This is a genomic window from Serratia quinivorans (assembly GCF_946227985.1).
GTDB classification, from domain to species: Bacteria; Pseudomonadota; Gammaproteobacteria; order Enterobacterales; family Enterobacteriaceae; genus Serratia; species Serratia quinivorans_A.
This window is the reverse complement of the sequence record NZ_CAMKGL010000001.1, coordinates 396,349-417,977: the sequence shown is the minus strand read 5'-3', so window position 1 is coordinate 417,977 and position 21,629 is coordinate 396,349. Positions and strand designations below refer to the sequence as shown.

22 protein-coding genes are annotated in these 21,629 nt (G+C 54.5%); 12 read left to right on the top strand and 10 right to left on the bottom strand.

The annotated features are described in order from the left end of the window. Positions 1–14 precede the first annotated feature (14 nt). The 3 genes from OCH02_RS01930 to OCH02_RS01920 are packed head-to-tail and all read left to right on the top strand — an operon-like array spanning position 15 to position 2,555. Positions 15–596, top strand: a complete 582-nt coding sequence (locus OCH02_RS01930) for a TetR/AcrR family transcriptional regulator (protein WP_050158518.1) — start codon at positions 15–17, stop codon at positions 594–596. 53 nt (positions 597–649) lie between these two features. Next, positions 650–1,753 (top strand): alkene reductase, encoded by a 1,104-nt coding sequence (locus OCH02_RS01925; RefSeq protein WP_261429515.1) that lies wholly within the window; start codon positions 650–652, stop codon positions 1,751–1,753. Positions 1,754–1,811: 58 nt separating this feature from the next. Continuing rightward, complete coding sequence (locus tag OCH02_RS01920; protein WP_050158520.1) at positions 1,812–2,555, top strand: SDR family oxidoreductase; 744 nt, start codon at positions 1,812–1,814, stop codon at positions 2,553–2,555. A 97-nt stretch (positions 2,556–2,652) separates the two neighbouring features. On the opposite strand, the gene OCH02_RS01915 is transcribed toward OCH02_RS01920, so the two are convergent. The 4 genes from OCH02_RS01915 to OCH02_RS01900 all read right to left on the bottom strand — a co-directional run bounded on the left by OCH02_RS01915 (position 2,653) and on the right by OCH02_RS01900 (position 5,375). Further along, a complete protein-coding gene (locus OCH02_RS01915) occupies positions 2,653–3,600 on the bottom strand; it encodes a zinc-binding alcohol dehydrogenase family protein (RefSeq protein ID WP_261429514.1) in 948 nt (315 codons plus the stop codon). 9 nt (positions 3,601–3,609) lie between these two features. Then, positions 3,610–4,080: a hypothetical protein gene (locus OCH02_RS01910; protein ID WP_261429513.1), complete on the bottom strand. Its 471-nt coding sequence runs from the start codon at positions 4,078–4,080 to the stop codon at positions 3,610–3,612. After that, positions 4,077–4,538: a MarR family winged helix-turn-helix transcriptional regulator gene (locus OCH02_RS01905; protein ID WP_050158523.1), complete on the bottom strand. Its 462-nt coding sequence runs from the start codon at positions 4,536–4,538 to the stop codon at positions 4,077–4,079. Before OCH02_RS01905 ends, OCH02_RS01910 begins: the two co-directional genes overlap by 4 nt. A 387-nt stretch (positions 4,539–4,925) precedes the next feature. Further along, positions 4,926–5,375 carry a winged helix-turn-helix transcriptional regulator gene (locus OCH02_RS01900; RefSeq protein WP_261429510.1) on the bottom strand — a complete coding sequence of 150 codons (450 nt, stop codon included), beginning with the start codon at positions 5,373–5,375 and terminating at the stop codon, positions 4,926–4,928. Positions 5,376–5,560: 185 nt separating this feature from the next. Here OCH02_RS01900 and OCH02_RS01895 point away from each other — a divergent pair, with 185 nt between their 5' ends. The 5 genes from OCH02_RS01895 (at position 5,561) to OCH02_RS01875 (ending at position 9,101) form a co-directional block, all read left to right on the top strand. After that, positions 5,561–6,196, top strand: coding sequence for an NADPH-dependent F420 reductase (locus OCH02_RS01895; protein ID WP_261429508.1), 636 nt, complete (start codon positions 5,561–5,563; stop codon positions 6,194–6,196). A 44-nt stretch (positions 6,197–6,240) separates the two neighbouring features. After that, a complete protein-coding gene (locus OCH02_RS01890) occupies positions 6,241–7,206 on the top strand; it encodes an SDR family oxidoreductase (RefSeq protein WP_261429505.1) in 966 nt (321 codons plus the stop codon). 201 nt (positions 7,207–7,407) lie between these two features. Then, positions 7,408–8,028, top strand: a complete 621-nt coding sequence (locus tag OCH02_RS01885) for an NADPH-dependent F420 reductase (protein ID WP_261429503.1) — start codon at positions 7,408–7,410, stop codon at positions 8,026–8,028. 278 nt (positions 8,029–8,306) lie between these two features. Continuing rightward, positions 8,307–8,621 carry a hypothetical protein gene (locus OCH02_RS01880; RefSeq protein WP_261429501.1) on the top strand — a complete coding sequence of 105 codons (315 nt, stop codon included), beginning with the start codon at positions 8,307–8,309 and terminating at the stop codon, positions 8,619–8,621. Between the two features lie 72 nt (positions 8,622–8,693). Further along, positions 8,694–9,101 (top strand): hypothetical protein, encoded by a 408-nt coding sequence (locus OCH02_RS01875; RefSeq protein ID WP_261429500.1) that lies wholly within the window; start codon positions 8,694–8,696, stop codon positions 9,099–9,101. Positions 9,102–9,262: 161 nt separating this feature from the next. Here the strand turns inward: OCH02_RS01875 and OCH02_RS01870 are convergent, their stop codons facing one another. Together OCH02_RS01870 and OCH02_RS01865 are read right to left on the bottom strand one after the other, a co-directional pair. Beyond that, positions 9,263–10,222 carry a zinc-binding alcohol dehydrogenase family protein gene (locus tag OCH02_RS01870; protein WP_261429498.1) on the bottom strand — a complete coding sequence of 320 codons (960 nt, stop codon included), beginning with the start codon at positions 10,220–10,222 and terminating at the stop codon, positions 9,263–9,265. A gap of 149 nt (positions 10,223–10,371) precedes the next feature. Further along, positions 10,372–10,761 carry a RidA family protein gene (locus tag OCH02_RS01865; protein WP_015697037.1) on the bottom strand — a complete coding sequence of 130 codons (390 nt, stop codon included), beginning with the start codon at positions 10,759–10,761 and terminating at the stop codon, positions 10,372–10,374. A gap of 141 nt (positions 10,762–10,902) precedes the next feature. Between OCH02_RS01865 and OCH02_RS01860 the strand changes: the two genes are divergently transcribed. Next, positions 10,903–11,823, top strand: coding sequence for a LysR family transcriptional regulator (locus tag OCH02_RS01860; RefSeq protein ID WP_261429492.1), 921 nt, complete (start codon positions 10,903–10,905; stop codon positions 11,821–11,823). Positions 11,824–12,180: 357 nt separating this feature from the next. Here the strand turns inward: OCH02_RS01860 and OCH02_RS01855 are convergent, their stop codons facing one another. The 3 genes from OCH02_RS01855 to OCH02_RS01845 form a co-directional block, all read right to left on the bottom strand. Continuing rightward, positions 12,181–15,270, bottom strand: coding sequence for an efflux RND transporter permease subunit (locus tag OCH02_RS01855; RefSeq protein WP_261429490.1), 3,090 nt, complete (start codon positions 15,268–15,270; stop codon positions 12,181–12,183). Next, the gene (locus OCH02_RS01850; protein ID WP_261429488.1) at positions 15,267–16,376 is read right to left on the bottom strand and encodes an efflux RND transporter periplasmic adaptor subunit; all 1,110 of its coding nucleotides are present in this window, start codon (positions 16,374–16,376) and stop codon (positions 15,267–15,269) included. The genes OCH02_RS01855 and OCH02_RS01850 overlap by 4 nt, the downstream gene beginning before the upstream one ends. Before the next feature lie 75 nt (positions 16,377–16,451). Beyond that, positions 16,452–17,066, bottom strand: a complete 615-nt coding sequence (locus OCH02_RS01845; protein ID WP_261429485.1) for a TetR/AcrR family transcriptional regulator — start codon at positions 17,064–17,066, stop codon at positions 16,452–16,454. A 514-nt stretch (positions 17,067–17,580) separates the two neighbouring features. Here OCH02_RS01845 and OCH02_RS01840 point away from each other — a divergent pair. The 3 genes from OCH02_RS01840 to OCH02_RS01830 all read left to right on the top strand — a co-directional run bounded on the left by OCH02_RS01840 (position 17,581) and on the right by OCH02_RS01830 (position 21,177). Then, a complete protein-coding gene (locus tag OCH02_RS01840; protein WP_261429484.1) occupies positions 17,581–20,019 on the top strand; it encodes a penicillin acylase family protein in 2,439 nt (812 codons plus the stop codon). 243 nt (positions 20,020–20,262) lie between these two features. Then, positions 20,263–20,559 carry a hypothetical protein gene (locus OCH02_RS01835; protein ID WP_261429482.1) on the top strand — a complete coding sequence of 99 codons (297 nt, stop codon included), beginning with the start codon at positions 20,263–20,265 and terminating at the stop codon, positions 20,557–20,559. An 18-nt stretch (positions 20,560–20,577) separates the two neighbouring features. Further along, a complete protein-coding gene (locus tag OCH02_RS01830; protein WP_261429481.1) occupies positions 20,578–21,177 on the top strand; it encodes a hypothetical protein in 600 nt (199 codons plus the stop codon). A 37-nt stretch (positions 21,178–21,214) separates the two neighbouring features. Here OCH02_RS01830 and OCH02_RS01825 read toward each other — a convergent pair whose 3' ends face one another. Next, positions 21,215–21,502: a DUF2623 domain-containing protein gene (locus OCH02_RS01825; RefSeq protein WP_261429479.1), complete on the bottom strand. Its 288-nt coding sequence runs from the start codon at positions 21,500–21,502 to the stop codon at positions 21,215–21,217. Between the last annotated feature and the right edge of the window lie 127 nt (positions 21,503–21,629).

The window sequence follows — 21,629 nt, the reverse complement described above, 5'->3', positions numbered from 1 at the left end:
AGAGTACCCGGACTATGAAAAAACACGCGACAGACATACGCCAGCACATCATTGATGTGGCGAGGGCAATTATTACGCACAAAGGTTACAGCGCCGTCGGAATTGCTGAGATTGTCCAGGCCGCCGGCATCCCTAAAGGCTCGTTTTATTATTACTTTAAGTCTAAAGAAGATTTTGCCGAAGCGCTGCTGGAGCACTATTTCAGCCACTATCTGGGTGAGGTAGACATTCAGCTTAATGGCAGCGGGCCAGCCCGTGAGCGTCTGCTGCGCTACTTCACTTTCTGGAAAACGACCCAGGGCGCAGACCTGCCCGAAAGTAAATGCCTCGTCGTCAAGCTGGGCGCAGAAGTCTGCGATCAGTACGACAGCATGCGACACGTTCTGGCAAAAGGGACGCACGATATCGTGCAGAAAATTGCTCAGTGTATCCGTGAGGGCCAGGAAGACCGCTCTCTCCCGGCGGTTGCGGATGCCGGGGAACTCGCCGAAGAACTCTATCAGCTCTGGCTTGGTGCTTCCCTGATGGCAAAAATTCATGATCCTGATAAAGCGTTTGATAAAGCGTTGAACGCCACTCTGCGGCTGCTCGGGTAGCCGTATTTTTTTACCCCAAAACTAGACGACCGGTCAACTATTATGGAGTTTATATGACTGACAACAGTACCCGTACCGATTTATTTTCACCCGTTACGATGGGGACGCTTCAGCTGGCTAACCGCATCGTGATGGCCCCGGTGACCCGCAGCCGTTACGGCGAGGACGGCGTGCCTGATGAACTGCATGCGACCTATTACGCACAGCGCGCCGACGCGGGCCTGATTATTTCAGAAGCCACCAACATCTCAGCGCAAGGCCGCGGCTATGCGGCCACCCCGGGGATCTGGAGCGAAGAGCAGGTGACTGGCTGGAAAAAAGTCACTGACGCCGTCCACGCTGAGGGCGGAAAAATCGTCTGCCAGCTCTGGCACGTGGGCCGTTTTTCAAGCGTTGAGCTGCAGCCCAACGGAGAACGCCCGGTGGCACCTTCCGCAATCAAAGCAGAGGGGCAGACCTATACCGTCAACGGTTTCGTGCCGGTTTCCACCCCGCGTGCGCTCGAAACAGAGGAAATCCCCGGCATCATTGAGCAGTACAAACGAGCGGCAGAAAACGCCCTGCGTGCCGGCTTTGATGGCGTAGAAGTGCACTCAGCAAACAGCTACCTGCTCGATCAGTTCCTACGTGACTCCACCAATCACCGCACTGACGCCTATGGCGGCTCAATTGAAAACCGGGCCCGCCTCACGCTTGAAGTGACAGAAGCCATCATCGGCATCTGGGGCAATGACAGAGTGGGCATTCGCCTCTCGCCGGTGACCCCTGATGCCGGTAATACCCCGCCGGACAGCAACGTTATGGCGATGTACGGTTACCTCATTCAGCAACTGAACCGGTTTAACCTGGCGTACCTGCACTTTGTTGAGGGGGCGACAGCCACTTCCCGCGACGTGCCTGTCGACGTGGATATGGATGCGCTGAGCGCGCAGTTCGACGGGCCGTTTATCGGCAACAACAACTATGACCTTGAGATGGCCATCAGCCGCCGGAACGCAGGAATCATTGATGCCGTTGCCTTTGGTCGCCTGTTTATTTCCAACCCGGACCTGGTGAAACGTCTGCGTTACGGTGCCGAACTGACGATTGCGCCGAAAGAGGCGTATTACGGTGGCGGGGCTAAAGGCTACACCGACTGGCCGGAAGGCAATTACTGATAAACCAAACCGGCGGGGATCCCCCCGCCTCCTGTACCTGATAAAGAAGGACAATAAAATGAATCACCTGCAGAAAAAAACGGCTGTCATTACCGGCGCGTCATCGGGCATTGGCGCAGCAACCGCGCTGGAGCTTGCACGGCACGGCGTGAATATCGTGGCGGCCGCGCTGGATCAGGACGGCCTCGACAGGTTAGTGAAGAGCATCAAAGCAGAAGGCGGTGAGGCAGTTGGCCTGGTGACCGACGTGACTCGTCTGGAAGACACACAAGCGCTGGCAAAATACGCCGCTGAGACCTTCGGTTCGGTCGATATCCTGATCAACAATGCCGGCCTGATGCTCTTCTCCAGCTGGAGCGATGTGGTGTGGGAAGACTGGAACAAAATGGTGGACGTCAACGTGAAGGGTTACCTGAACGCCATTGCGGCCGTGCTTCCGGGAATGCTGGAGAAAAAAGACGGACAAATCCTGAATATGGCGTCCGTGGCGGGCCATCAGGTTGATGCAGGCGCGGGTGTTTACAGCGCGACCAAGTTTTTTGTGCATGCGATGACCGAGTCGATGCGCAAAGATTTAGGCGTGAATAAAGGTATTCGCGTGAACACTATCAGCCCGGGTGTCATTAATACGGGCTGGGCGGATAAGGTAAGCGATCCTGAAGGCCGCAAGGTCGCTCAGGAACTGACTAAAATTGCTATCAGCCCGCAGGATGTGGCCAATGCTGTGGTGTATGCGCTAAATCAGCCGCAAAACGTGACGGTCAATGACCTGATTATTTCGCCCACCCGGCAAAACTGGTAATAAGGCGATGGCAGCCTGACAGGCTGCCATCGGGTTTTAACGATTTTTCACCGGCTCGTGAGCAGGAAAAACATATCTCTTTTCCTGCCCTGAAACGTCAGGGGATCACCACTACCCTCTCCTCCCCCGTATCCTCATTCCAAATCTGGCTGACATTTGAGAGTGCGCAGGTTCTTACCGGCGTATCGAATCCCCCTTCCGGGATCGCCGCCAGCAGCTGACCTGCCCCGGCTATCAGCTCATGAACGGAAAGGCTGCCGATGCCGCTACCCAAAATTTCAAGACCTGAGCTGCGAAGCGAGGCGGCAGAGACGCTAATGGTTTCCCCGGCAACAGAACCCAGCTGCACGAACCGCAGGCGTGGCTCTCCAAGCCGTGAACCGCGATCCGCCGTGGCCTGTCTGATAATCCGGCTTGCCGGCTCTCTCCAGAGATAATCCAGAACAACGTCAACCTGCCCTGAAAAAGCCTGCTTCAGCGCCTCGTCTGCAGAGTCATCCAGCACGATTTTTTCAACATCCGGCGGCAACTGTGCCAGCTTCTCCCGGTTGCGTCCGGTGGCGATGATCCTGCCCGCACCAAGCCAGGCTGCTATCTGCACGGCCAGTCCGCCTGCAGATCCGGTAGCGCCGTTGATGAGTACCGATTCACCGCGTGTAAATTTCGCCCTCTGCGTCAGCGCGACCCAGGAGGAAAGCCCCGCCGTCACGACCGCAGCTGCCCTTGCATCATCGACACCCGCCGGGACCGGCACGGTTAAATCAACCGACACCAGAACCTGTGCGGCCATTGAGCCAAACGGGGGTTTGGGAAACAGGAAGTAGACCCGTTTGCCGTCCGGGGCAATCCCCACACCGTCAATACCCGGCACGAAATTTACGTCACGGATGCCCGAATAGTGTCTCCCGGCGGCGAGGCTTTTCACAATAGGGCTCAGCGGGGCGGCCATCACGCGCAGCACCCTTTCTCCTTCACCGGCTACCGGTTCAGGAAAGTCGCCATACGAGGGGGGAACATCAAAACGTGAAACAACGGCAGCACGCATAGGGACTCCTTAGGTGATGGATTTACTCTGAGGAAGCGTTTGACCCGTGTGGCGAAGGCGGCTGAGCTTAAAGCCATCGCGTATGTTTAATCCGATTAACGTCAGATTTACTGCGCCGGCGATGAGCTCAAGCGCCTGGACGCTGTAAAAGACGCCGTCAAACAGACCCGCTTTTGCACGAACTGCCAAAAATAAGGCTGAAGGCACAAGAATTAACAGCCCGTTAATACCGATGAATGGCATCCGGCGGCGTTTGGAAACCAAAAGCGGATGGCGCCCCTTCCCTCCCATGGAAAACCCGGTTCCCGCAGTGATCCCCATCAGGGGCACGAACACCATCAGGGCATAGGCTATGAGCTGTTTCACTTCTGTCACCACCGCGGCCGACAGGAACAGTTCGGTGACCAGCGTCGAAGTCCAGAAGGTTGCCAGAAAAAGGGCTGCAAGCACCGACGCGGTGGCATGGATCTGACGCTTCATGATTTGTGCTCCACCAGGGATTTTTCGTGAATGTCTGACAGTTTTTTCAGCACATGGAATGCCGTTTCCAGATCCGCAGTGCCGAATCCGGCCGCCATTTCTGTTGCCTGATGCTGCCAGCGTAAGTTAACGGTGTCATAAACCGACTGCCCCTGAGCCGTCAGGGCATAAAGAGGCGAGCGTTTATGCATGGGATTCGCCTGCGTTTTCATCAGGCCGGACTCAACCAGCAGATTCAGCTGCTTTTGTGCCCCCTGCCGGGTAACCCCCATCGTTAATGCAATTTGAGGCGCGGTGACGGGCCGTTGTGCCAGAACCACCGCACCGAGCATCCGCCAGCGGGTACTGGTCAGCCCCTCAGGCAGAACAAACCTGTCACCCCACTCCGTCAGAACGCCATTAAGCCGGAAAACATTGAGAATGACCTGAGTCAGTTGGTCAGCTTTAGTATGTGCCATAGACCCTCCGCTAATGACAACAAGTTTTCATATCGGTAACTGGTTGTCAATATATCATATTCGGGATCCGCAAGCAGAGACTTTATTGACGCGATATCACCGCCAGTTTTGGTCTTCAATCGCCTAACAGGGCTGGCGCGGTGCTTTCAGTTATTGCGCTGATATTGGCCATATTATCCGGTCTGACTGACAAGACCGGGCATGCGGCGGAAGTGCATTATTAGAAAAGCCCGCTCAGGGAAACCTGAGCGGGCTTCTTGCTTTTCCGTTTGGGAAAGTGACATGTTTTTCAGCTTGGCGTTTCGGCTCGAAAGTCTGATGGCAGGCACCCGGCATCGTTTTCACGTTGTTCGTTCTGCGCGTGACAGGGCACGCTTGCCGTCTTGCTTATTCCTTGCCAGCGGGAAACATGCATCCGCCATTACGAACCAGCGCCTTCACCTCTTCGCTCACTTCCACGGGGTTTCGGCTTAGTCGCTCAACCCACTCCTTGCGGTGCAGCACATACGACTTCGAATCGTGCTTCGCGCTCCAAAGGACGATGTTAAGCATGACAGGAATGAGGTCGAGGCCCTTCTCGGTCAGAGTGTATAAATCCTTGCGCCCGTCGTCGGGACTGGGCGCCCTCGCAAGAACCTCCTGCTGCTCGAGAAATGCAAGGCGGGAAGCCAGGACATTGGTCGCGATGCCCTCTTCCGATTTCATAAACTCGCCATAGGTCTTCTTACCGGTAAAAACGATGTCGCGAATGATCAAGAGCGACCACCGGTCGCCAAAGATCTCCACGCCGTAATTTACCGCGCAATGGGACCGAATTTCTTTATTCGTCGTTTTCATGGCGAGATCTTACATCGCTTGTCTATCGCAAGCAAACCCCTCTCTTTTTCTCACTTGCTTTTTACAAGTTATTTTACTTGTTTATTGCAAGTGACAAGACTAGCATGACCTGTACGTTGAGTCCGGTTGCGGGATCGCACCTGCAATCCATGAATGATTAACCCCTATCCGTAAGGAAATTGCACATGAGCACTATCAGCATCATCGGCTCCGGCGGCATGGCGGCGGCGTTCGGCGGTCTCGCTGCCAGGGCCGGGCACATTGTCGAGGTAATGAGCCGCGACGCTGCCAAAGCGCGGGCGCTGGCCGGGAAGATCGGAGCCGGTGCGACGACGGGAACCTTCGGTACTACCCCGGCCGGGGACATTGTCATCCTGGCAGTTCCCTACTCCGCCGTTCTCGACGTGGTGAAGCAGTACGGCGAAAAACTGGCGGGCAAGCTTCTTATCGACATCACCAATCCCATCAAACCCGACTTCTCGGGCTTCCTGACACCTGAAGACAGTTTTGGCGCGCGGGAGATCGCCAGGGCCGCCCCTGCCGATGCGGATATCGTCAAGGCATTCAACACCCAGTTTTCCCCCGTGCTGGCCGTGGGTTCAGTCGAAGGTCACCGGCTGGACGTGTTCATCGCCGGGGACAACGCGCAGGCAAAGGCACGCGTCTCGGCGTTCATCGAGAGCCTCGGGCTGCGCCCGCTGGATACCGGGCCGCTGTTCATGGCGCGGACGCTGGAGCACGCCTGCATGCTGTGTCTGGGCCTCATGACCCACTCCGTCAGGCACACCAACTTCTCGATCGGCGTCAGCCTTCTCGGTTGAGCGCACGACACCCCCACTCATATCGCACCTAAAAGGAAAATATCATGCACGTTTTAGTCACTGGCGGGACCGGCCATATCGGCTCGTACATCATTCCCGAACTTATTGCCGCCGGCCACGAGGTCACTGGCCTGGCCAGGTCGGATAAGTCCGCCGCTGCGGTGTCCGCGCTCGGCGCCAAGGTGCGTCGCGGGGATATTTCCGATCTGGATGGGCTCAAGGCGGCTGCGGCGGAGTCCGATGGCGTCATCCACGTCGCGCACAGGCAAGACCTGCTTCCCGTCGGCGGGATTGACGCCGTAGCCGCAGCAGAGCTCCAGATCATGCTCGCGTACGGCGAGGCATTGGCCGGAACCGGAAAACCGCTGGTCGTTTCGGGGAGCATTGGCTCGCCCACGAACCTGGGCTGGACGGCGCCCGGGGCCAGCTTCCTCGACCGACCGGCGACCGAAGAGGACCCGGCCCTTCCCGGCGGCGATGCGTACAAGGGCTCCCTGCGGGTTCGTAACGTCGTGGAACTCGCGGTAATCGGCCTTGCGGAGCGCGGCGTGCGATCCTCGATCGTGCGGATCCCGACTATCGCGCACAGCATGACCGACAATACCGGGTTCCTCCCGCTGCTGATTGGGCTCGCCAAGGAGAAGGGGGTCATCGGCTACCCGGGAGACGGCGCAAACCTGTGGCCAGCCGTGCATGCCCGCGACCTCGCCTCGCTGTTCCGCCTGGCGCTGGAGAAGGGTCCGGCCGGCAAAACCTGGCATGGACTCGAAAGCGAGGGTATCCCGTTCCGCGAGATCGCCGAGGCCATTGGCAGCCGTCTGGGCATGCCCGCGGTGAGCATTCCCGTCGATACACTCATGCTGCCGGGATACTTTGGGTTCCTCGCGAATCTGGCCACGCTGAACCTCCCGGCGTCCAACCTCATCACCCGCCAGACCCTCGGCTGGGAACCCGCCCAGCCCGGGCTGCTCGCCGATTTGGACAACGGCCATTACTTCCCAGCCAGTTGAGTTGAGCGGGGACAGGGATTCGGGTCGCAACGAACCTGACAGACGGCGATATCGCGATGCCCTGCCCCGTTTGGGCAAAGACTTTGCCGCCCCGGCGATGGCGTCAGGGATGATGCGGGAGGCTCGACGTACACGACATATCAACCGGGGAGGCCCGTTTAGCGATGACGGGCAATCCCCCAACTCACGAGGAATCAGCATATGAGCACTATCAGCATCATAGGATCAGGCGGCATGGCCACGGCTATCGCCAAGCGTACCGCCAAGGCTGGACATACCCTTGAGGTGATCGGCCGCGACACTTCCAAGGCCCAGGCGCTGGCCGACCAGCTGGCAGCCGGCGCGACCACAGGGACGTACGGCGCAGTGCCGGCGGGCGATATCGTCATTCTCGCCGTGCCGTACAGCAGCGTTGCAGCGGTGGTGGCCGACTTTGGCGAAGCGCTCGACAACAAGGTGATCATCGACATCACGAACCCGTTTGCCCCCGACCTCTCGGGCCTCGTCACTCCCCACGGCAGTTCCGGTGCGCAGGAGACCGCCAGGCTCCTCCCCGCCAACGCGCATGTCGTGAAGGCGTTCAACACCCTGTTCGGTCGCGTACTTGCCAAGGGTGGGCACCTCGACGCGTTCATCGCAGCTGACGATGCGCAGGCGAAGGCTCGCGTCTCAACCTTTCTCGAAAGCCTCGGGTTGCGTCCGTTCGATGTCGGGGGCCTGCAAATGGCCCAGACACTGGAGTCGCTCGGCCTGATGATGATCGGCCTGGCCAAGAATGGCGCCGGCAGCTGGGACATCGCCATGAAAGTCGATATCGGCTGAATCAGACACCACAGCGTCACCGGCTGGACTGGCGCAGGCCTCACGATGACGCGAGGCCAATGGCGGCCATTTTGGTGATCTTGACAGGAGGGGTGGTTCTTAGTTATTAGCCACTTAATGGAAATGGCGTTCCCGGTCAGAGGAGCCCTATTAGATAAGCCCGCTTAGGGAAACTTAAGTGGGCTTTTTGGTTTTTTGAACGGCGGTTATGAGCGAAAACCGGACTTTGCAATAGTTCTCACAACTGTTTAAATTATTAAAAAAATCAGGAGATAAACATGGTGATGCCTTTGGAGCTTGACAATTCTTTCTTTAATAAAATTGATCCATTTTCACCTCCATTGGAAATTTGGGAAAAAAGGGAGCCAACAGAAGTAGAAATCGATGAGTTATTATCGAGAGGAGAGTGGAGACCATGTTGCCAAATAAAGGTGAAAATAGATTCAATATTAAATTCTGCACATGACGCAGCAAAGCTAATTGCAAGGAACAAAGATGAGAATAGGATTGATCATCATGTTATTAGTTATCTTGAAAGAAACATGGAATATAAAAAATGGCGTAAAGGCATGCCTCACCCAACACCAAGGTAACTAATTGATTATCAAGAAAATTACCCTCCAAAAGATTTTGAAGTTATAAATTCTTTGATTTCAAGGCATGGCATGCTGATTCCAGAAGGTCAGGTGCTATTTCACGGAGGAATATGGCCTCTAGACGAGATGGGGGGACAGGTGAAGTCATTTCTGACAAATCGCGTTATATCAACATCGTTTTGCCCGAAAGTCGCTTTAAATAATGGAGATTGGAGGGGTAAGGCATATGATGCTGGCCGAATAGATCTTATGGTAATCACTATAAAAAATATAGACAAGAAAGCATTTGTGTTTTCACTAGACGAGGGTACTAATAGTCATGAGATGGAAGTGCTTTTTGAACGAGGTGTACAGTTGAATATTGTTAGTAGTTCAGCAGTAAATCTGCACTTTAAAATTTGTAAATCGACAAGTGCATCTGATATTGACTGTAAATTTATCGCCGTTAATGTTCTTCAAATTGAAATGATACAGTGACTCTATTGTCGTTAGTTTGGATTGTGTTAGCTCCTTGGTTTGAACGTCTGCTCTGGCACAAAGCGGACATTTCAGCTTTGCCCTACCCCTGACATCTAAACTTAGCCTTGATACCAGAACCCAGTAATTAGCCCAGCGCACTCATACTGGTCAAACGCACCTCATGGCCTCATAACGATGCGGCCAAGCGGTTTCGCTGTCTCGGCGAATTCGTGGGCCGCGGCAGCATTGGCCAGGGGGAAGATGCGGTCAATGACACCCCTGATGCGCCCTGCGGCTACAGCCTGCAACATGTCGTCCACACTTGCCCAAACTCCGGGCTTTTCAAAAAGGGGTCCCATGAATACCCCCATGAGTGTCTGGTTAGACTGCATTGGCGGCCACAAGTCGACAGTCAGGCTGCCACCGCCCGCATTACCGACGAAGACGAGACGTCCTTGCGGAGCGAGTGCAGCAAGCGAAGCAGGCAACGTCGTCCCCACCGGATCGATGACGAGGTCAACACCAGTTCCATGGGTGTACTGTCGGACACTGTCCACGACGTTATTCTCTGCACGATCCACAACATGATCGGCACCAAGTTCAAGCAACCGGCTTCTTCGCTGCGTTCCGCTTGCCACGGCGATGACCGTCGCGCCTGCTTGTGAGGCAAGCTGAACGGCTGCGAGCCCCACGCCACCCGCTGCTGCCTGAATGAGGACGGTTTCTCCGTGCCGGAGCATGCCTCGTGTGAAAAGGCAATGATGCGCGGTTCCAAAAGAAATCGGTAACACCGCCGCTTCTGCCGTATCCACCCCATCGGGTATAAGCCAGGTTCGTTCCGCAGGCACAGCCCAACGTTCCGCATGTGATCCCTGCATGTTAAAAGCGGCGACTCTGTCCCCAACCTTACGGCTACTGACTTTCGATCCGACTGCAATAACTGTGCCCGCGGCCGCGTAGCCGACGATCCATGAAGGATGAGGCGGCGGAGTTGAACGGCGGTTGATCAGATCCCCACCTTCAATCGAGATAGCCTCGACAGAAATCAGGATGTCGTCAGGCCCTGTGACCGGATCTGGGATATCGACATATTTCAGGACGCCGGGAGCGCCTTCCACATCATAAACCGCTGCTTTCATAAATTTTCCTCTGTCTTATCAGTAAATGCGGCCCCGTCTGGCAAACCATCCCGATCCGGCCTATAGCACGTCAGAAATCTCTCTGTTGCCTCTACAGGCAGCACGGGCTGCCCTGTTGAATTTTCGACGGACGGAAAGACCCATAACGCTTAGGGCAGCCTGGCAATCACCTTAATCTCAAACTTGAATCCGTAAAGCCACGTCACGCCGATCCCGGTCAACGTAGGGTAAGGCGCTTCCCCCCAATATTCTGGCAGGATACTCCAGATAGCGTCGAGGTTTGACTCGGGATCGACGACAAAGAGGGTAACGTCAACCACGTCACCGAACGTGCAGCCCGCAGCCGTGAGAACAGCATTAAGGTTATCAAATGCCAGCCTGATCTGCTCTTTAAGATCCTGTTCAGGCGAACCATCCTCTCGGCTACCCACCTGCCCCGAAACAAACAAGAAGCCGTTAGATTTGATGGCCGGTGAATACCGATTGCGTTCATAGAGCGCCTGTCGCCCAAAGGGAAAAACTGCTTCGCGTGTTGTCATGTTTGTACCTTTGCAATGGGGCGAAATCTGCCCAATGAATATAAAGACACTTTACAGGTGCCAGATCGGGTGGATAAACAAGCGACTTTGTTCATCATTGTTTGTAAAATCCAAACAATCGGTGAAAAGAGAGGGTAAGGAATGGATCGTTTCGATGCGATGCGCGCCTTTGCTCGGGTAGTGGAAGCAGGTAGCTTCACAAAGGCTGCCCAAACACTTCATATGAGCAAAACCACGGTGACACAACTCATTCAACAGTTGGAAGCGCGGCTGCGCGTCAGGTTACTCCATCGCACCACCCGCAAGCTTAGTGTCACCCCTGATGGCGCGGCGTACTACGAGCGCGTCATTCGCCTCCTGGCGGACATGGATGATGCTGAAAACAGCCTGTCAAGTACGGCGATTACGCCCAGAGGACGGCTACGAGTGGATGTGCCCAGTCCGTTGGCCCGCCTTGTGCTGGTGCCGGCACTACCGGCTTTCCACGCGCGCTACCCTGATATCCAGTTCGACATGGGCGTGAGTGACCGGGTGGTGGATCTGATCGGCGACAATGTGGATTGCGTCCTGCGCGGTGGCGAAATCAACGACCAGTCCCTGATCGCACGCCATGTCGGCGATTTGCAATTCGGCGTCTACGTCGCCCCCAGTTATGTGGAACGCCTTGGCGCCCCTGCGCACCCGCGAGAGCTGGAAGACACCGACCATCGCATAGTGGGATTCTTGTCCTCACGTACCGGCAAGATTGATTCTCTGGTACTGCACTGTGAGAGTGAACATATCGAAATCAAGAGCAGCTATGTGCTTGCAGTGGATGATGGCAATGCTTACCTCGAAGCTGGTCTGGCTGGGTTAGGCGTGATTGCACTGCCAGTCTACATGGCGGCAGCACATCAGGCTTGTGGCTCCTTGATTCCGCTATTTGAACATTGGCGTATTAATTCAATGCCCTTGTACCTGGCATTTCCGCCGAACCGCCATGTCAACGCCAAACTGCGAGTTTTTATTGATTGGATCGTTGAATTGATGCAGCAGCATGTCCCCAATTCCAACAATAAGTAACGACGTCCCAGCCCCCTGATTCGCTCATCAGCGTCGATTGGTGGTCATTTTGGTGGTCTTGACAGAGTAAGAATTAAGGTTTAGCTTACTTATTAGCCAGTTACTGGCAAAGGCGATCCCAGTCAGAGGAGCCAACTTCTTGTTTCCATCCCGCTTTGCAAATTCCTCCGTCAGTCAGATTCAATAGTACACAATGGTCATCTTTTTCAGATTGCCGTTGCAACTGCCCCCTTATTATCCGGTTCCTTAATTTCTCAGTCGATACTGTAAAAACCACAGACCATCACCCAATGACAATGGTCTGTGGTGAGACTACGTGACAAAAACGCGGTTCATTTGTTCTCGCCAGAAACAGATCTAGCCGGATGCAGGCCTTTCACTCTGCCGCTGATTGTCAGGCCGTATCCTGAACCAGATGGCATACATTGCCGGCAGAAAGACCAGCGTGATGATGGTGCCACCGAAGGTGCCGCCAATCAGGGTATAGGCCAGCGTTCCCCAGAACACCGAGTGCGTCAGCGGGATAAACGCCAGAATGGCGGCCATTGCCGTGAGCAACACCGGCCTGGCTCGCTGTACCGTCGCCTCCACAACCGCATGGAATGGTGCCAGCCCTTCCTGTTCGTTGTGATGAATCTGCCCTATCAGGATCAGGGTATTACGCATCAGGATGCCTGACAGCGCGATTAATCCTACCAGCGCATTGATGCCAAACGGCTGGTTGAAGAGCAGCAGCGTTGGCACCACCCCAATCAGCCCCAGTGGCGCGGTGAGGAATACCATTACCATTGCCGACATCGACCGCACCTGCAGAATAATAATCAACAGCGTCATGGCAATCATGATAGGGAACAGCGGAGCCATTGCTTTGGTCGCTTTGCCGGATTCTTCAATCGAACCAGCCTGTTCAATACGGTAACCCGTCGGAAGTTGATTGATGACCGGCTGCAACGCCTTGATGATTGCTGTAGAGACATCCGGCGGTTGCAGGTTTTCGGCAATGTCCCCCCGCACGGTAATCGTCGGGGTGCGATCGCGACGACGCAGAACAGGATCTTCCATTTGCACTTCAACCTTGCCTATCTGAGATAGCGGAATACGCTGTCCGGAAGAGCCCACTAAGGTAAAACCGGCTATTTTTGCCGGATCAAGCCGAATATCTCCCGCCGCGCGCCCCATGACCTGCACCGAACGGATATCTTCACGCACAGAGGTGATCGGAACCCCTGAAAGCAGGAATTGAAGCTGCTGTGCAACCGTATTCGATGTCAACCCTACCGCCTGAAGGCGGTCCTGATTGAGCGTGAAATGCAGTGCCGGCACCCGCGGTCCCCAGTCGGTGTTGACGGTCCTCATCATCGGACTGGCCTGCATCACCCTTGCTACCTTGTCTGCAATTTCGCGCAGTTTGGTGGGATCCGGCCCCATGACTCGGTAAGCCACCGGATAAGGTGAATACGGACCAAACACCAGTTGAGTCACGCGCACACGCGCTTCAGGTGCCAGGCCGCTGGCCGCCGCTTCACGCAGTCTGAATTTGAGCGCCTCACGCGCTTCCTGACTGTCCGTCAGCACGACAATTTTCGCAAACGACGGATCGGGCAGCTCTGGTGCCATGGCCAGATAAAAGCGCGGCGACCCCTGCCCGATATAGGCCGTAATGATTTTTGCCTCTTTCTGTTTTTTCAGCCAGGCTTCAATTTTCGCCGTGGTGGCGCTGGTCTGCTCAATGGCGCTGCCATAAGGCATCTGGACTTCAACCAATACCTCAGGCCGATCGGAAGTGGGGAAAAACTGTTTTTTCACCAGCCCCATACCGAGAATAGCGACAATAAAGACGGCAATAACGGTAGCGGCCACTATCCATTTTCGCGCGATAACGCGGGTCAGTACCCGGCGAAAGCGGTTGTACTGGCGGGTGTCGTAAATCGCCGCATGCCCGCCCTCCACCGTTTTGATTTTCGGTAGCATTTTCACCCCCAGATAAGGCGTAAACACCACCGCCACGACCCAGGAAGCAATCAGGGCAATCCCCACAATCCAAAACATGTTGCTGGTGTACTCGCCGGCGGTGGACTGTGCGAAACCATTGGGCATGAAACCGACGGCGGTGACCAGCGTGCCCGCCAGCATCGGAGCCGCCGTGTGACTCCAGGCATAGGCTGAGGCTTTGATGCGATCGTAACCCTCTTCCATTTTCACCACCATCATTTCGATGGCGATGATGGCATCATCAACCAGCAACCCGAGCGCCAGGATCAGCGACCCCAGGGTAATGCGGTCAAAGTTTTTGCCGGAAGCCTCCATCACCACAAAAACGATAGCCAGCGTCAAGGGCACGGCAGCGGCGACCACCACGCCCACCCGCCATCCCATACTGACGAAGCACACCACCATCACCACCAGCAGCGCGACAAAGAATTTGATCATAAACTCGTCAACGGCGGAGCTGATGTTGACTGATTGATCGCTGATCTTGGTCAGGTTCATGCCGAGCGGCATGCTCTCATTAATTTTGGCGGTTTCCGCATCCAGCGCCTTCCCCAGATCCAGGCCGTTCCAGCCGTCACGCATAACGATCCCCAGCAGCAGCGCCGGTTCACTCTGGTTGCGGATCAGGAAGGTTGCAGGATCTTCATAGCCACGTTCAACCGTTGCCACGTCAGAAAGCTGTAGGGTTCTGCCTTGGACAACGATGGGTGTTTTGCGGATTTTCTCCAGTTCGTCAAAGGCACCATCAAGGCGGATAAAGACCTGCGGCCCCTGGGTATCAATCGAACCGGCGGGCGTCAATACGTTCTGGCTGTTGAGGGCGGAGAAAATATCCTGAGGAGAAATGCCCAGCGTGGCCAGCCGGTCATGCGAGAACGAGACAAAGATACGTTCAGCCTGTTCGCCGATGATATTGACCTTCTTGACCCCCGGCACATGTAAAAGACGCTGGCGCAAAGATTCCGCATCGCGCACCAGCAGTCGCTGTGGCTCCCCTTTTGCCTTCAGCGCAAAAAGGGCAAAGGTTACGTCGGAAAATTCATCATTGAACATCGGCCCTATCACGCCTGCCGGCAGGTTTTTAACCTCATCACCAAGCTTCTTGCGCGCCTGATAAAATTCTTCCTGCACCTGTGCAGGCGGAGTGCGGTCCTGCAGTGACAGCATGGTAAAAGCCAGACCGGGACGCGTGTAGGTCTCACTACGGTCATACCACTTCAGTTCCTGCATTCGCTTTTCAAGCGGTTCGGCAACCTGATCCTGCATCTCCTGCGCGGTGGCACCCGGCCAGGCAGAAATAATCGTCATCTGCTTAACGGTAAAGGGGGGATCTTCAGCCCGCCCCAGTTCGAAAAACGAGAGAATACCCGCGACCGTCATCAGGATAATAAGGAACAGTGTGATCGAACGCTCACGAACGGCAAGCGCTGAAAGATTGAATCGCCCCGCGCTCATGGCCGGCTCCCGGCGATGCGGGTATCGCTCTGTTCAGCCAGGCGTACCGCCTCACCGTCATGCAGCAGATGCGCCCCCAGAGCGACCACCCGTTCTCCCAGCTTAAGGGGACCGGTCACCCTTGCAACATCGTCACCCACCCCCAGCAGTTGAACAGGCCGCCATGACACTTTGGCCGGCTTACCCGAAATCTCCCAGACACCTGGCCCTTTGCCCGGATCATAGATTGCCGCTAAAGGCACCTGCATCATCTGGCCCGGTAATTTATCGTCAGTAATATGCAGCGTAACGGTGGATCCCAGAGGCGCGCTCGCCAGTGCCCCCTCCAGCACATATCTCGCCTCGAAGGTGCGCGTTACCGGATCGGCCGCATCGGAAAGGAGCCGCAGTTTCGCAGGGAGTGACTGTTTATCGGTACCGTACAACCTTGCCTCGGCCTCGCTTCCGGGAGCCGGGCGTAGCGTCTCAGGCAACTGCACGATGGCCTCGCGCTGCCCTGCTCTGGCCAGCCGGATTACCGGTTGCCCGGCACTGACAACCTGTCCGGGTTCAGCCAGTGTATCCATGACCACGCCGTCGGCGTCGGCCAACAGCGCGGCGTAACCTGTCGCATTTTGTGCCACATTCGCCTGCGCCTGTGCAGCACGGAGTTCAGCTTTGGCCGTATCGGCTGCGGCCTTTATCTGACCGTAGGCCGATGCCGACACGGCCCCCGTAGTGACCAGACTGCGGTAACGCGCCTCGTCATCAGCAGCTTGCCTTGTACGGGCCCTTGCAGCCGCGACGGCCTGTTGCTGAGCCTGTGCCTGCAGGCTCAGGTCAACCGGATCCAGACGCATCAATGGCTGGCCGCGTTTAACGGTCTGGCCGGTATCGACCAGACGTTCAAGGATTTTGCCTTGCACTCTAAAACCGAGGTCACTTTGAGTTCGGGCGACAACAACGCCGGTAAATGCGCGGGAAGTATCGACAGCACTCACCACGGTCGCAGACCTTACCAGAGGAGGCTGAGTACGGGGATCTTCGGTGCTGGAAGAGTCACCGCAGGCCACAAGGGCAAGCGGCAACAGGCAAACAGCAAAGGTGGCCGGATTAAGCCTGAGCATGGGTTCCCTTAATTAATTTGACAGGACAGTAACCGCATTCTCAGACTAGTGACCAATATTGTCAATAGTCACAACTCAGGGTGATAAACTCCTCAGTATCAGTGAAGACAGGAGCGCAGCAGCCGCCGATGCCGTTTCCAGATTGTATTGCAGCTGAACCGGATTGATGTAAGGCCGCATGACCAGATATATCGCATGCGCAGCCTCATCCAGCGGCGTTTTCCGTTCAAACTCCCCCGCCTGCCGCCCTTCTACAATGATTTGCTCAATCAGTTGTCGCAGCCGTCCCTCATGGGCCTCTGCCGAAGGCCACTTGTCACGCGCAGCGACCGCAGCAATGTCATAAAGCTTACGATCGTGAAAAAACAAATCACTGCCGGCTTCGGTCAGTGCTCTGAATAAACGCCGCAATTTTTCGGAGGCCGACGGTGCATCTGCAATCGCTGAATTGACAATCGCCATGATCATCGCCAGTCGATTGGCGCAGATAACCTCGCCGATCGCCTGCTTGGAATCGAAAAATTTATAGATATAAGATTTTGAAAAACCTATTGATTTAGCCAGTTCCGAGACGGTGGTTTTCTCATAGCCAAAATGCCCGAAATGCTCTGTGGCAGCGTCGACGACCTGATCGCGGACGCTGTGATCCGAGGGTCCCCTGGGGGGATGTTCATTTATATGTTTAGTCATTTTTCCAGCTTAGCTCAATGAGCCCTGATTGACAACGAGTGACCATTTGGTAATTAAGTCACAATTCAACGTTGATCCAGAGACGATCAAAGTTCCCCCTCAGCAAAACAGATGACGGGCCATATAGGGTTACAAGATACCTCACATGGCCGATATCACGGAAAAAACCAAGCCATCCCGCTGATCCTATTGCCACCTCAGTAACTATGTTTATTTCATGATTTACTCTTCAAGATAAAAATTAAAATCAAGTATCCCTTCCACTGTAAATCACTCCCAATCATCACAAAACCCCAACATGAATTAGTGAATTAATAATTATATTAATGACCAGCCCCATAGATAGAGCCTTCCTTGAACAGTGACTTTGGACACACAAAACGCTATAAAAGTTAAAATTATGTATCACTTTGTTGATTTTATGTAGCAAGCTAACTGAATGCTCACGGCAGGCTCGCCCTCCCTGAGTGAACAAACCACCGCCGCGATAACAGCGAGTTGACGAGGAAACTGCATGAAATTGTTATTTCAAACGCGATCTGCTTTGCTACTGGCCCTTGGGTTGGGCTGCAACCTGGTGATAGCCCAAACTTTTGCCGCCGATGTGACGATAAAACGAGACACCTATGGCACCCCTCACATTTACGCCAATGACGTTTACGGACTGTTTTATGGCTATGGTTATGCCATCGCTCAGGACCGTCTATACCAGTTGGAAATGTCCCGGCGTAGTACAGAGGGGCGTGTCGCCGAAGTGTTGGGCAAAGACTATCTGTCGTTTGATATAGGCATTCGCCAACAGTATTCCCCTGCCAGAATAAAAGCTCAATTGGCCGCGCTGCCCCAAAGCGATCGCGATATTCTCGATGGTTATGCCCAGGGCATTAATGCATGGCTGAAGAAAATCGATGCCAATCCGCAGCAATTGATGCCAAAACAGTTTATTGACCATAATTTTAAACCGGCTCCCTGGACGGACTTCGATGTGGCCATGGTGTTCATCGGCTCCATGGTCAACCGATTCGGAGACTACAACACCGAGCTGGAAAACCAGCAATTACTCGCCGGGCTGATAAAAAAGGATGGCGAGACGCAAGGCAAGGCGATATTTAACCTATTGCTTTCACAAAACAACCCCGGCGCACCCACCACAGTCCCCAAGGGGGAATGGCAGCCTTCGGTACGCGATGGCGCCTACGTTTCTGCTCCGCCGACGACAACCGCCCTGAACCATGCAACGCTCCCGACAGAGACCGCGGCCAACGAACAAACGCCCCGCTGGAAGCCACCGAAGGAAAAAGCCTTCAGTAACATCATCGTCCTGGGCTCCCGTAAATCTGAAGGTGCCGAAAGCATTCTGTTAAACGGGCCTCAGTTCGGTTTCTATCAGCCTGCTTACACCTATTCTGTTGGGTTACATGGCGCGGGTTATGACGCGGTGGGAAACAGTCCTTTCGGCTATCCGATGGTAGAGTTCGGCTACAACCGCGACATCAGCTGGGGAAGTACCTGGGGGGCTGGTGATAATGTCGATATATACCAGTTGAAATTGAACCCTAAAAACCCTGAAGAGTACTTCTATCAGGGGAAATACCGCCCTCTGGAAAAACGCATTGAGACCATCGCGGTGAAGGATGGCGAAACCCGGCGTTTGACGGTGTACCGTAGCGTGCAAGGTGCCGTCATCGACTACAATCCCAAGCAGGGTCTGGCCTATGCCAAACGTCGTGGCTGGGAAGGCGAGGAAGTCGCCACTTTACTGGCCTGGAATAAAGTCGGCAAAGCGAAAAACCATCAACAATGGCTCGATCAGGTCCAGCATTCCGCCATCAACGTCAACTGGTACTACGCCGATAATAAAGGCAACATCGGTTATGCCTTGGGCGGACGTTATCCAATACGCCTTAAAGGGCACGATAACCGGCTACCTATGCCAGGCGACGGCAGTTCCGAATGGCAAGGTTTCATGCCATTTTCCACCAATCCTCAGGTCTACAATCCCAAAACGGGTTACATCGCCAACTGGAACAACCGCCCTGCGGAAGGTTTCCCCAACCCGGATGAATGGTGGTATTCCTGGAATACCGCCGACCGTATTCAGTCGTTATTCACCCGCATTGATAGTCAGCCGCGCTTTACCCCCACGCAGTTATGGGATTTGATGATGGATGCGGCATTCGAAGATCCTAACGCGCGCTTTTTTGTGCCCCGCCTGGTCAAGGTCGCCGCCAAAAGTGATAACCCGAAACTGCGCGAAGCTGCCGCTATTCTCGGTAAATGGGACTATGAGGAACGGGATCTGAATAACGACGGTTATTACGATACCCCGGCGACACCGATCTTCCGTGCCTGGCTGCAACATATGCTGACTCTGTCGCTGGGCGGAATATTGCCTGCGGAACAGGCTTCGTGGTTCCTTGATCCCGGCTATATGACGCCGGGAGAGAGCACCACGGGCAGTCAGAATATCTCGGTGGGGACCAAAATTCTGTATCAGGGCATGACCGCCGGCAGTAAGACCTCGGGCTTTGATATCTTCAAAGGCAGAGACGTCGATGGCCTGATGATGGAAGCGCTGCAGCTCGCCGTTAACGATCTGAATAAAGCGCAAGGCGAGAAGATGACTGCGTGGCAGACCAAGGTGTCAAACACCACTTATCAAACCAAAAACTTCCTGAACGTTCCACAAGCAGGCTCAGACGAACACGTTCAGAATCGTCTTGCCATGAACCGCGGAACCGAAAATGACATGGTGGTCTTTACCCGTAAAGGTGTCACCGGTGTCGAGGTGACGCCTCCAGGCCAGTCCGGTTTTATTGCTCCAGACGGGAAACGCTCAAAACATTTTGACGATCAGCTGTCATTGTTCGGTGATTTGAAAAACAAACGTACATGGCTCAGCGCCAATGATGTCCAGGCCAATTCGGTCTCCCAGGAAACCATCAGTTATTAAAGCCCGATAGTGTTTGAAGCCCAGTTCATGTTTGAACTGGGCTGTCGTTGCCCGTCAGGCTGGGTATGCAGAAAGGTGCCCGTTACAGTAGTCTGCGAGGTATCCCGCCTTTTCATCTTTTTCTCCGGTTATTCACCCACATTGCTTGGCTGCCCTGCCTCGTCCCTCAGTACACTTGGCTGCGATTAAATACTTCAGACAGCTTGCATGTACGTAAATTATCGTACAAAATAGGGAGATAAGATGGGATTCAGGGATGTAAAGCAACTGGCCATACGCTGTCTTCAGCAAGGCGCGTATGACCACGAGGTACGTGGCAATATCGATGTAAAAAATCTGTTTGCTACCGGCCAGGTTGATGAAAACGGGGTGATTGAACTTATCAGGAAAACGGGTGGAGATGCGTATCAGTGCTGCCCGCATCACCAGGACGCCACGATTGATGTCCACATTCTTCGCCCCTGGCAGTCAGGTTGCTATTGGTACGTGAAATTTTATTTTATAGAACCCGACATCATCTTTATCAGCGTGCATCAATAATTCAGCAAGGAGCTCACAATGAGAATTGTTAAAGAAGGCGATACGCGCAGCGTTCTGTGCCAAAACTGCGGCCGAACAATGGCAACCTATCGTTTACGTGATGTGGACTTCAGCGATCGCCGCGGCGCAGTGAGGAATATTTTAGCCGCCGTCTGCAACCAGTGTGATGCGGTGGTTAGCGTTCCGGCCCAGTCCACACCGCGCATTAAAAGCGAGTTTGAGCAGGCTAAATCAGCGCTGGAAGTGCGGGTTCCGGCGCACTATCTCGATATTCTGAACGTTGCCACGCAAAAAATAGATGATGCGCTGGATGAGAATTTTCATAAAACGCTGATCCTTTACTACCTCCATGCGCTCAACACCGGCCGCTATCAACAACAAGAACTAAAAACGCTGTTAGGCAGCGAGTTGGCGAATGCCAAATCGTCGAAGCGCTTGTCGATGAAAGTCAGTCAAAAGCAACTGGCTGAATTAAACAGCATAATGGAACAGCAGAACCTGACACGGAGTTCTGATGTGGTGAAAGCGGTGATCCTGAAAATTTACCAGGACCTGGTGCAGGAGAAAAACTTGGGGATATTGCCGGAGCTACGCAATGTCGCCGCCGCCTTATCCTGAAGCCTGCTTTCACCCCAGAGTGAAATAAGGCCTGATTTTACTGCTCGCGGTGATATCCGGCGCAGAAAAACTTTTCGGCCAGACGATCAGTGCCGCCAGAGAAGAACTCGCTCATCACTTCCCCATTGAGGCTGTACGCCCGGCACAGTAACCCGGCTTCGAATGCGGCCTGGTTTTCGTCACCCAGCCTTTCCGCCAAATGGTGCGCATAGCCCAGCACGAAGCCACGTTTGTAGTCACAACAAAACCGGGAAAGCTCCGAAGCCGGGCCGGCATTCTTCGCAGCCAAACCGGCCAGCAGCCCCTTACCGAAGTGATTGTTCATGACGCCCCCTCTTTTGATAATCGCTATGTAAATAATTATATAACGATTATCACGCCACTGGACATACTCACAAAGTTTTACCTCGTAATCCAAGCGCATAAAAAACCCGCTGAGCGGAACTCTGCGG

Bases quoted from the DNA above. Each gene is read 5' to 3' on its own strand.
- OCH02_RS01930 (WP_050158518.1), top strand. From the start codon at position 15: ATGAAAAAACACGCGACAGACATACGCCAGCACATCATTGATGTGGCG.
- OCH02_RS01925 (WP_261429515.1), top strand. From the start codon at position 650: ATGACTGACAACAGTACCCGTACCGATTTATTTTCACCCGTTACGATG.
- OCH02_RS01920 (WP_050158520.1), top strand. From the start codon at position 1,812: ATGAATCACCTGCAGAAAAAAACGGCTGTCATTACCGGCGCGTCATCG.
- OCH02_RS01915 (WP_261429514.1), bottom strand. From the start codon at position 3,600: ATGCGTGCTGCCGTTGTTTCACGTTTTGATGTTCCCCCCTCGTATGGC.
- OCH02_RS01910 (WP_261429513.1), bottom strand. From the start codon at position 4,080: ATGAAGCGTCAGATCCATGCCACCGCGTCGGTGCTTGCAGCCCTTTTT.
- OCH02_RS01905 (WP_050158523.1), bottom strand. From the start codon at position 4,538: ATGGCACATACTAAAGCTGACCAACTGACTCAGGTCATTCTCAATGTT.
- OCH02_RS01900 (WP_261429510.1), bottom strand. From the start codon at position 5,375: ATGAAAACGACGAATAAAGAAATTCGGTCCCATTGCGCGGTAAATTAC.
- OCH02_RS01895 (WP_261429508.1), top strand. From the start codon at position 5,561: ATGAGCACTATCAGCATCATCGGCTCCGGCGGCATGGCGGCGGCGTTC.
- OCH02_RS01890 (WP_261429505.1), top strand. From the start codon at position 6,241: ATGCACGTTTTAGTCACTGGCGGGACCGGCCATATCGGCTCGTACATC.
- OCH02_RS01885 (WP_261429503.1), top strand. From the start codon at position 7,408: ATGAGCACTATCAGCATCATAGGATCAGGCGGCATGGCCACGGCTATC.
- OCH02_RS01880 (WP_261429501.1), top strand. From the start codon at position 8,307: ATGGTGATGCCTTTGGAGCTTGACAATTCTTTCTTTAATAAAATTGAT.
- OCH02_RS01875 (WP_261429500.1), top strand. From the start codon at position 8,694: ATGCTGATTCCAGAAGGTCAGGTGCTATTTCACGGAGGAATATGGCCT.
- OCH02_RS01870 (WP_261429498.1), bottom strand. From the start codon at position 10,222: ATGAAAGCAGCGGTTTATGATGTGGAAGGCGCTCCCGGCGTCCTGAAA.
- OCH02_RS01865 (WP_015697037.1), bottom strand. From the start codon at position 10,761: ATGACAACACGCGAAGCAGTTTTTCCCTTTGGGCGACAGGCGCTCTAT.
- OCH02_RS01860 (WP_261429492.1), top strand. From the start codon at position 10,903: ATGGATCGTTTCGATGCGATGCGCGCCTTTGCTCGGGTAGTGGAAGCA.
- OCH02_RS01855 (WP_261429490.1), bottom strand. From the start codon at position 15,270: ATGAGCGCGGGGCGATTCAATCTTTCAGCGCTTGCCGTTCGTGAGCGT.
- OCH02_RS01850 (WP_261429488.1), bottom strand. From the start codon at position 16,376: ATGCTCAGGCTTAATCCGGCCACCTTTGCTGTTTGCCTGTTGCCGCTT.
- OCH02_RS01845 (WP_261429485.1), bottom strand. From the start codon at position 17,066: ATGACTAAACATATAAATGAACATCCCCCCAGGGGACCCTCGGATCAC.
- OCH02_RS01840 (WP_261429484.1), top strand. From the start codon at position 17,581: ATGAAATTGTTATTTCAAACGCGATCTGCTTTGCTACTGGCCCTTGGG.
- OCH02_RS01835 (WP_261429482.1), top strand. From the start codon at position 20,263: ATGGGATTCAGGGATGTAAAGCAACTGGCCATACGCTGTCTTCAGCAA.
- OCH02_RS01830 (WP_261429481.1), top strand. From the start codon at position 20,578: ATGAGAATTGTTAAAGAAGGCGATACGCGCAGCGTTCTGTGCCAAAAC.
- OCH02_RS01825 (WP_261429479.1), bottom strand. From the start codon at position 21,502: ATGAACAATCACTTCGGTAAGGGGCTGCTGGCCGGTTTGGCTGCGAAG.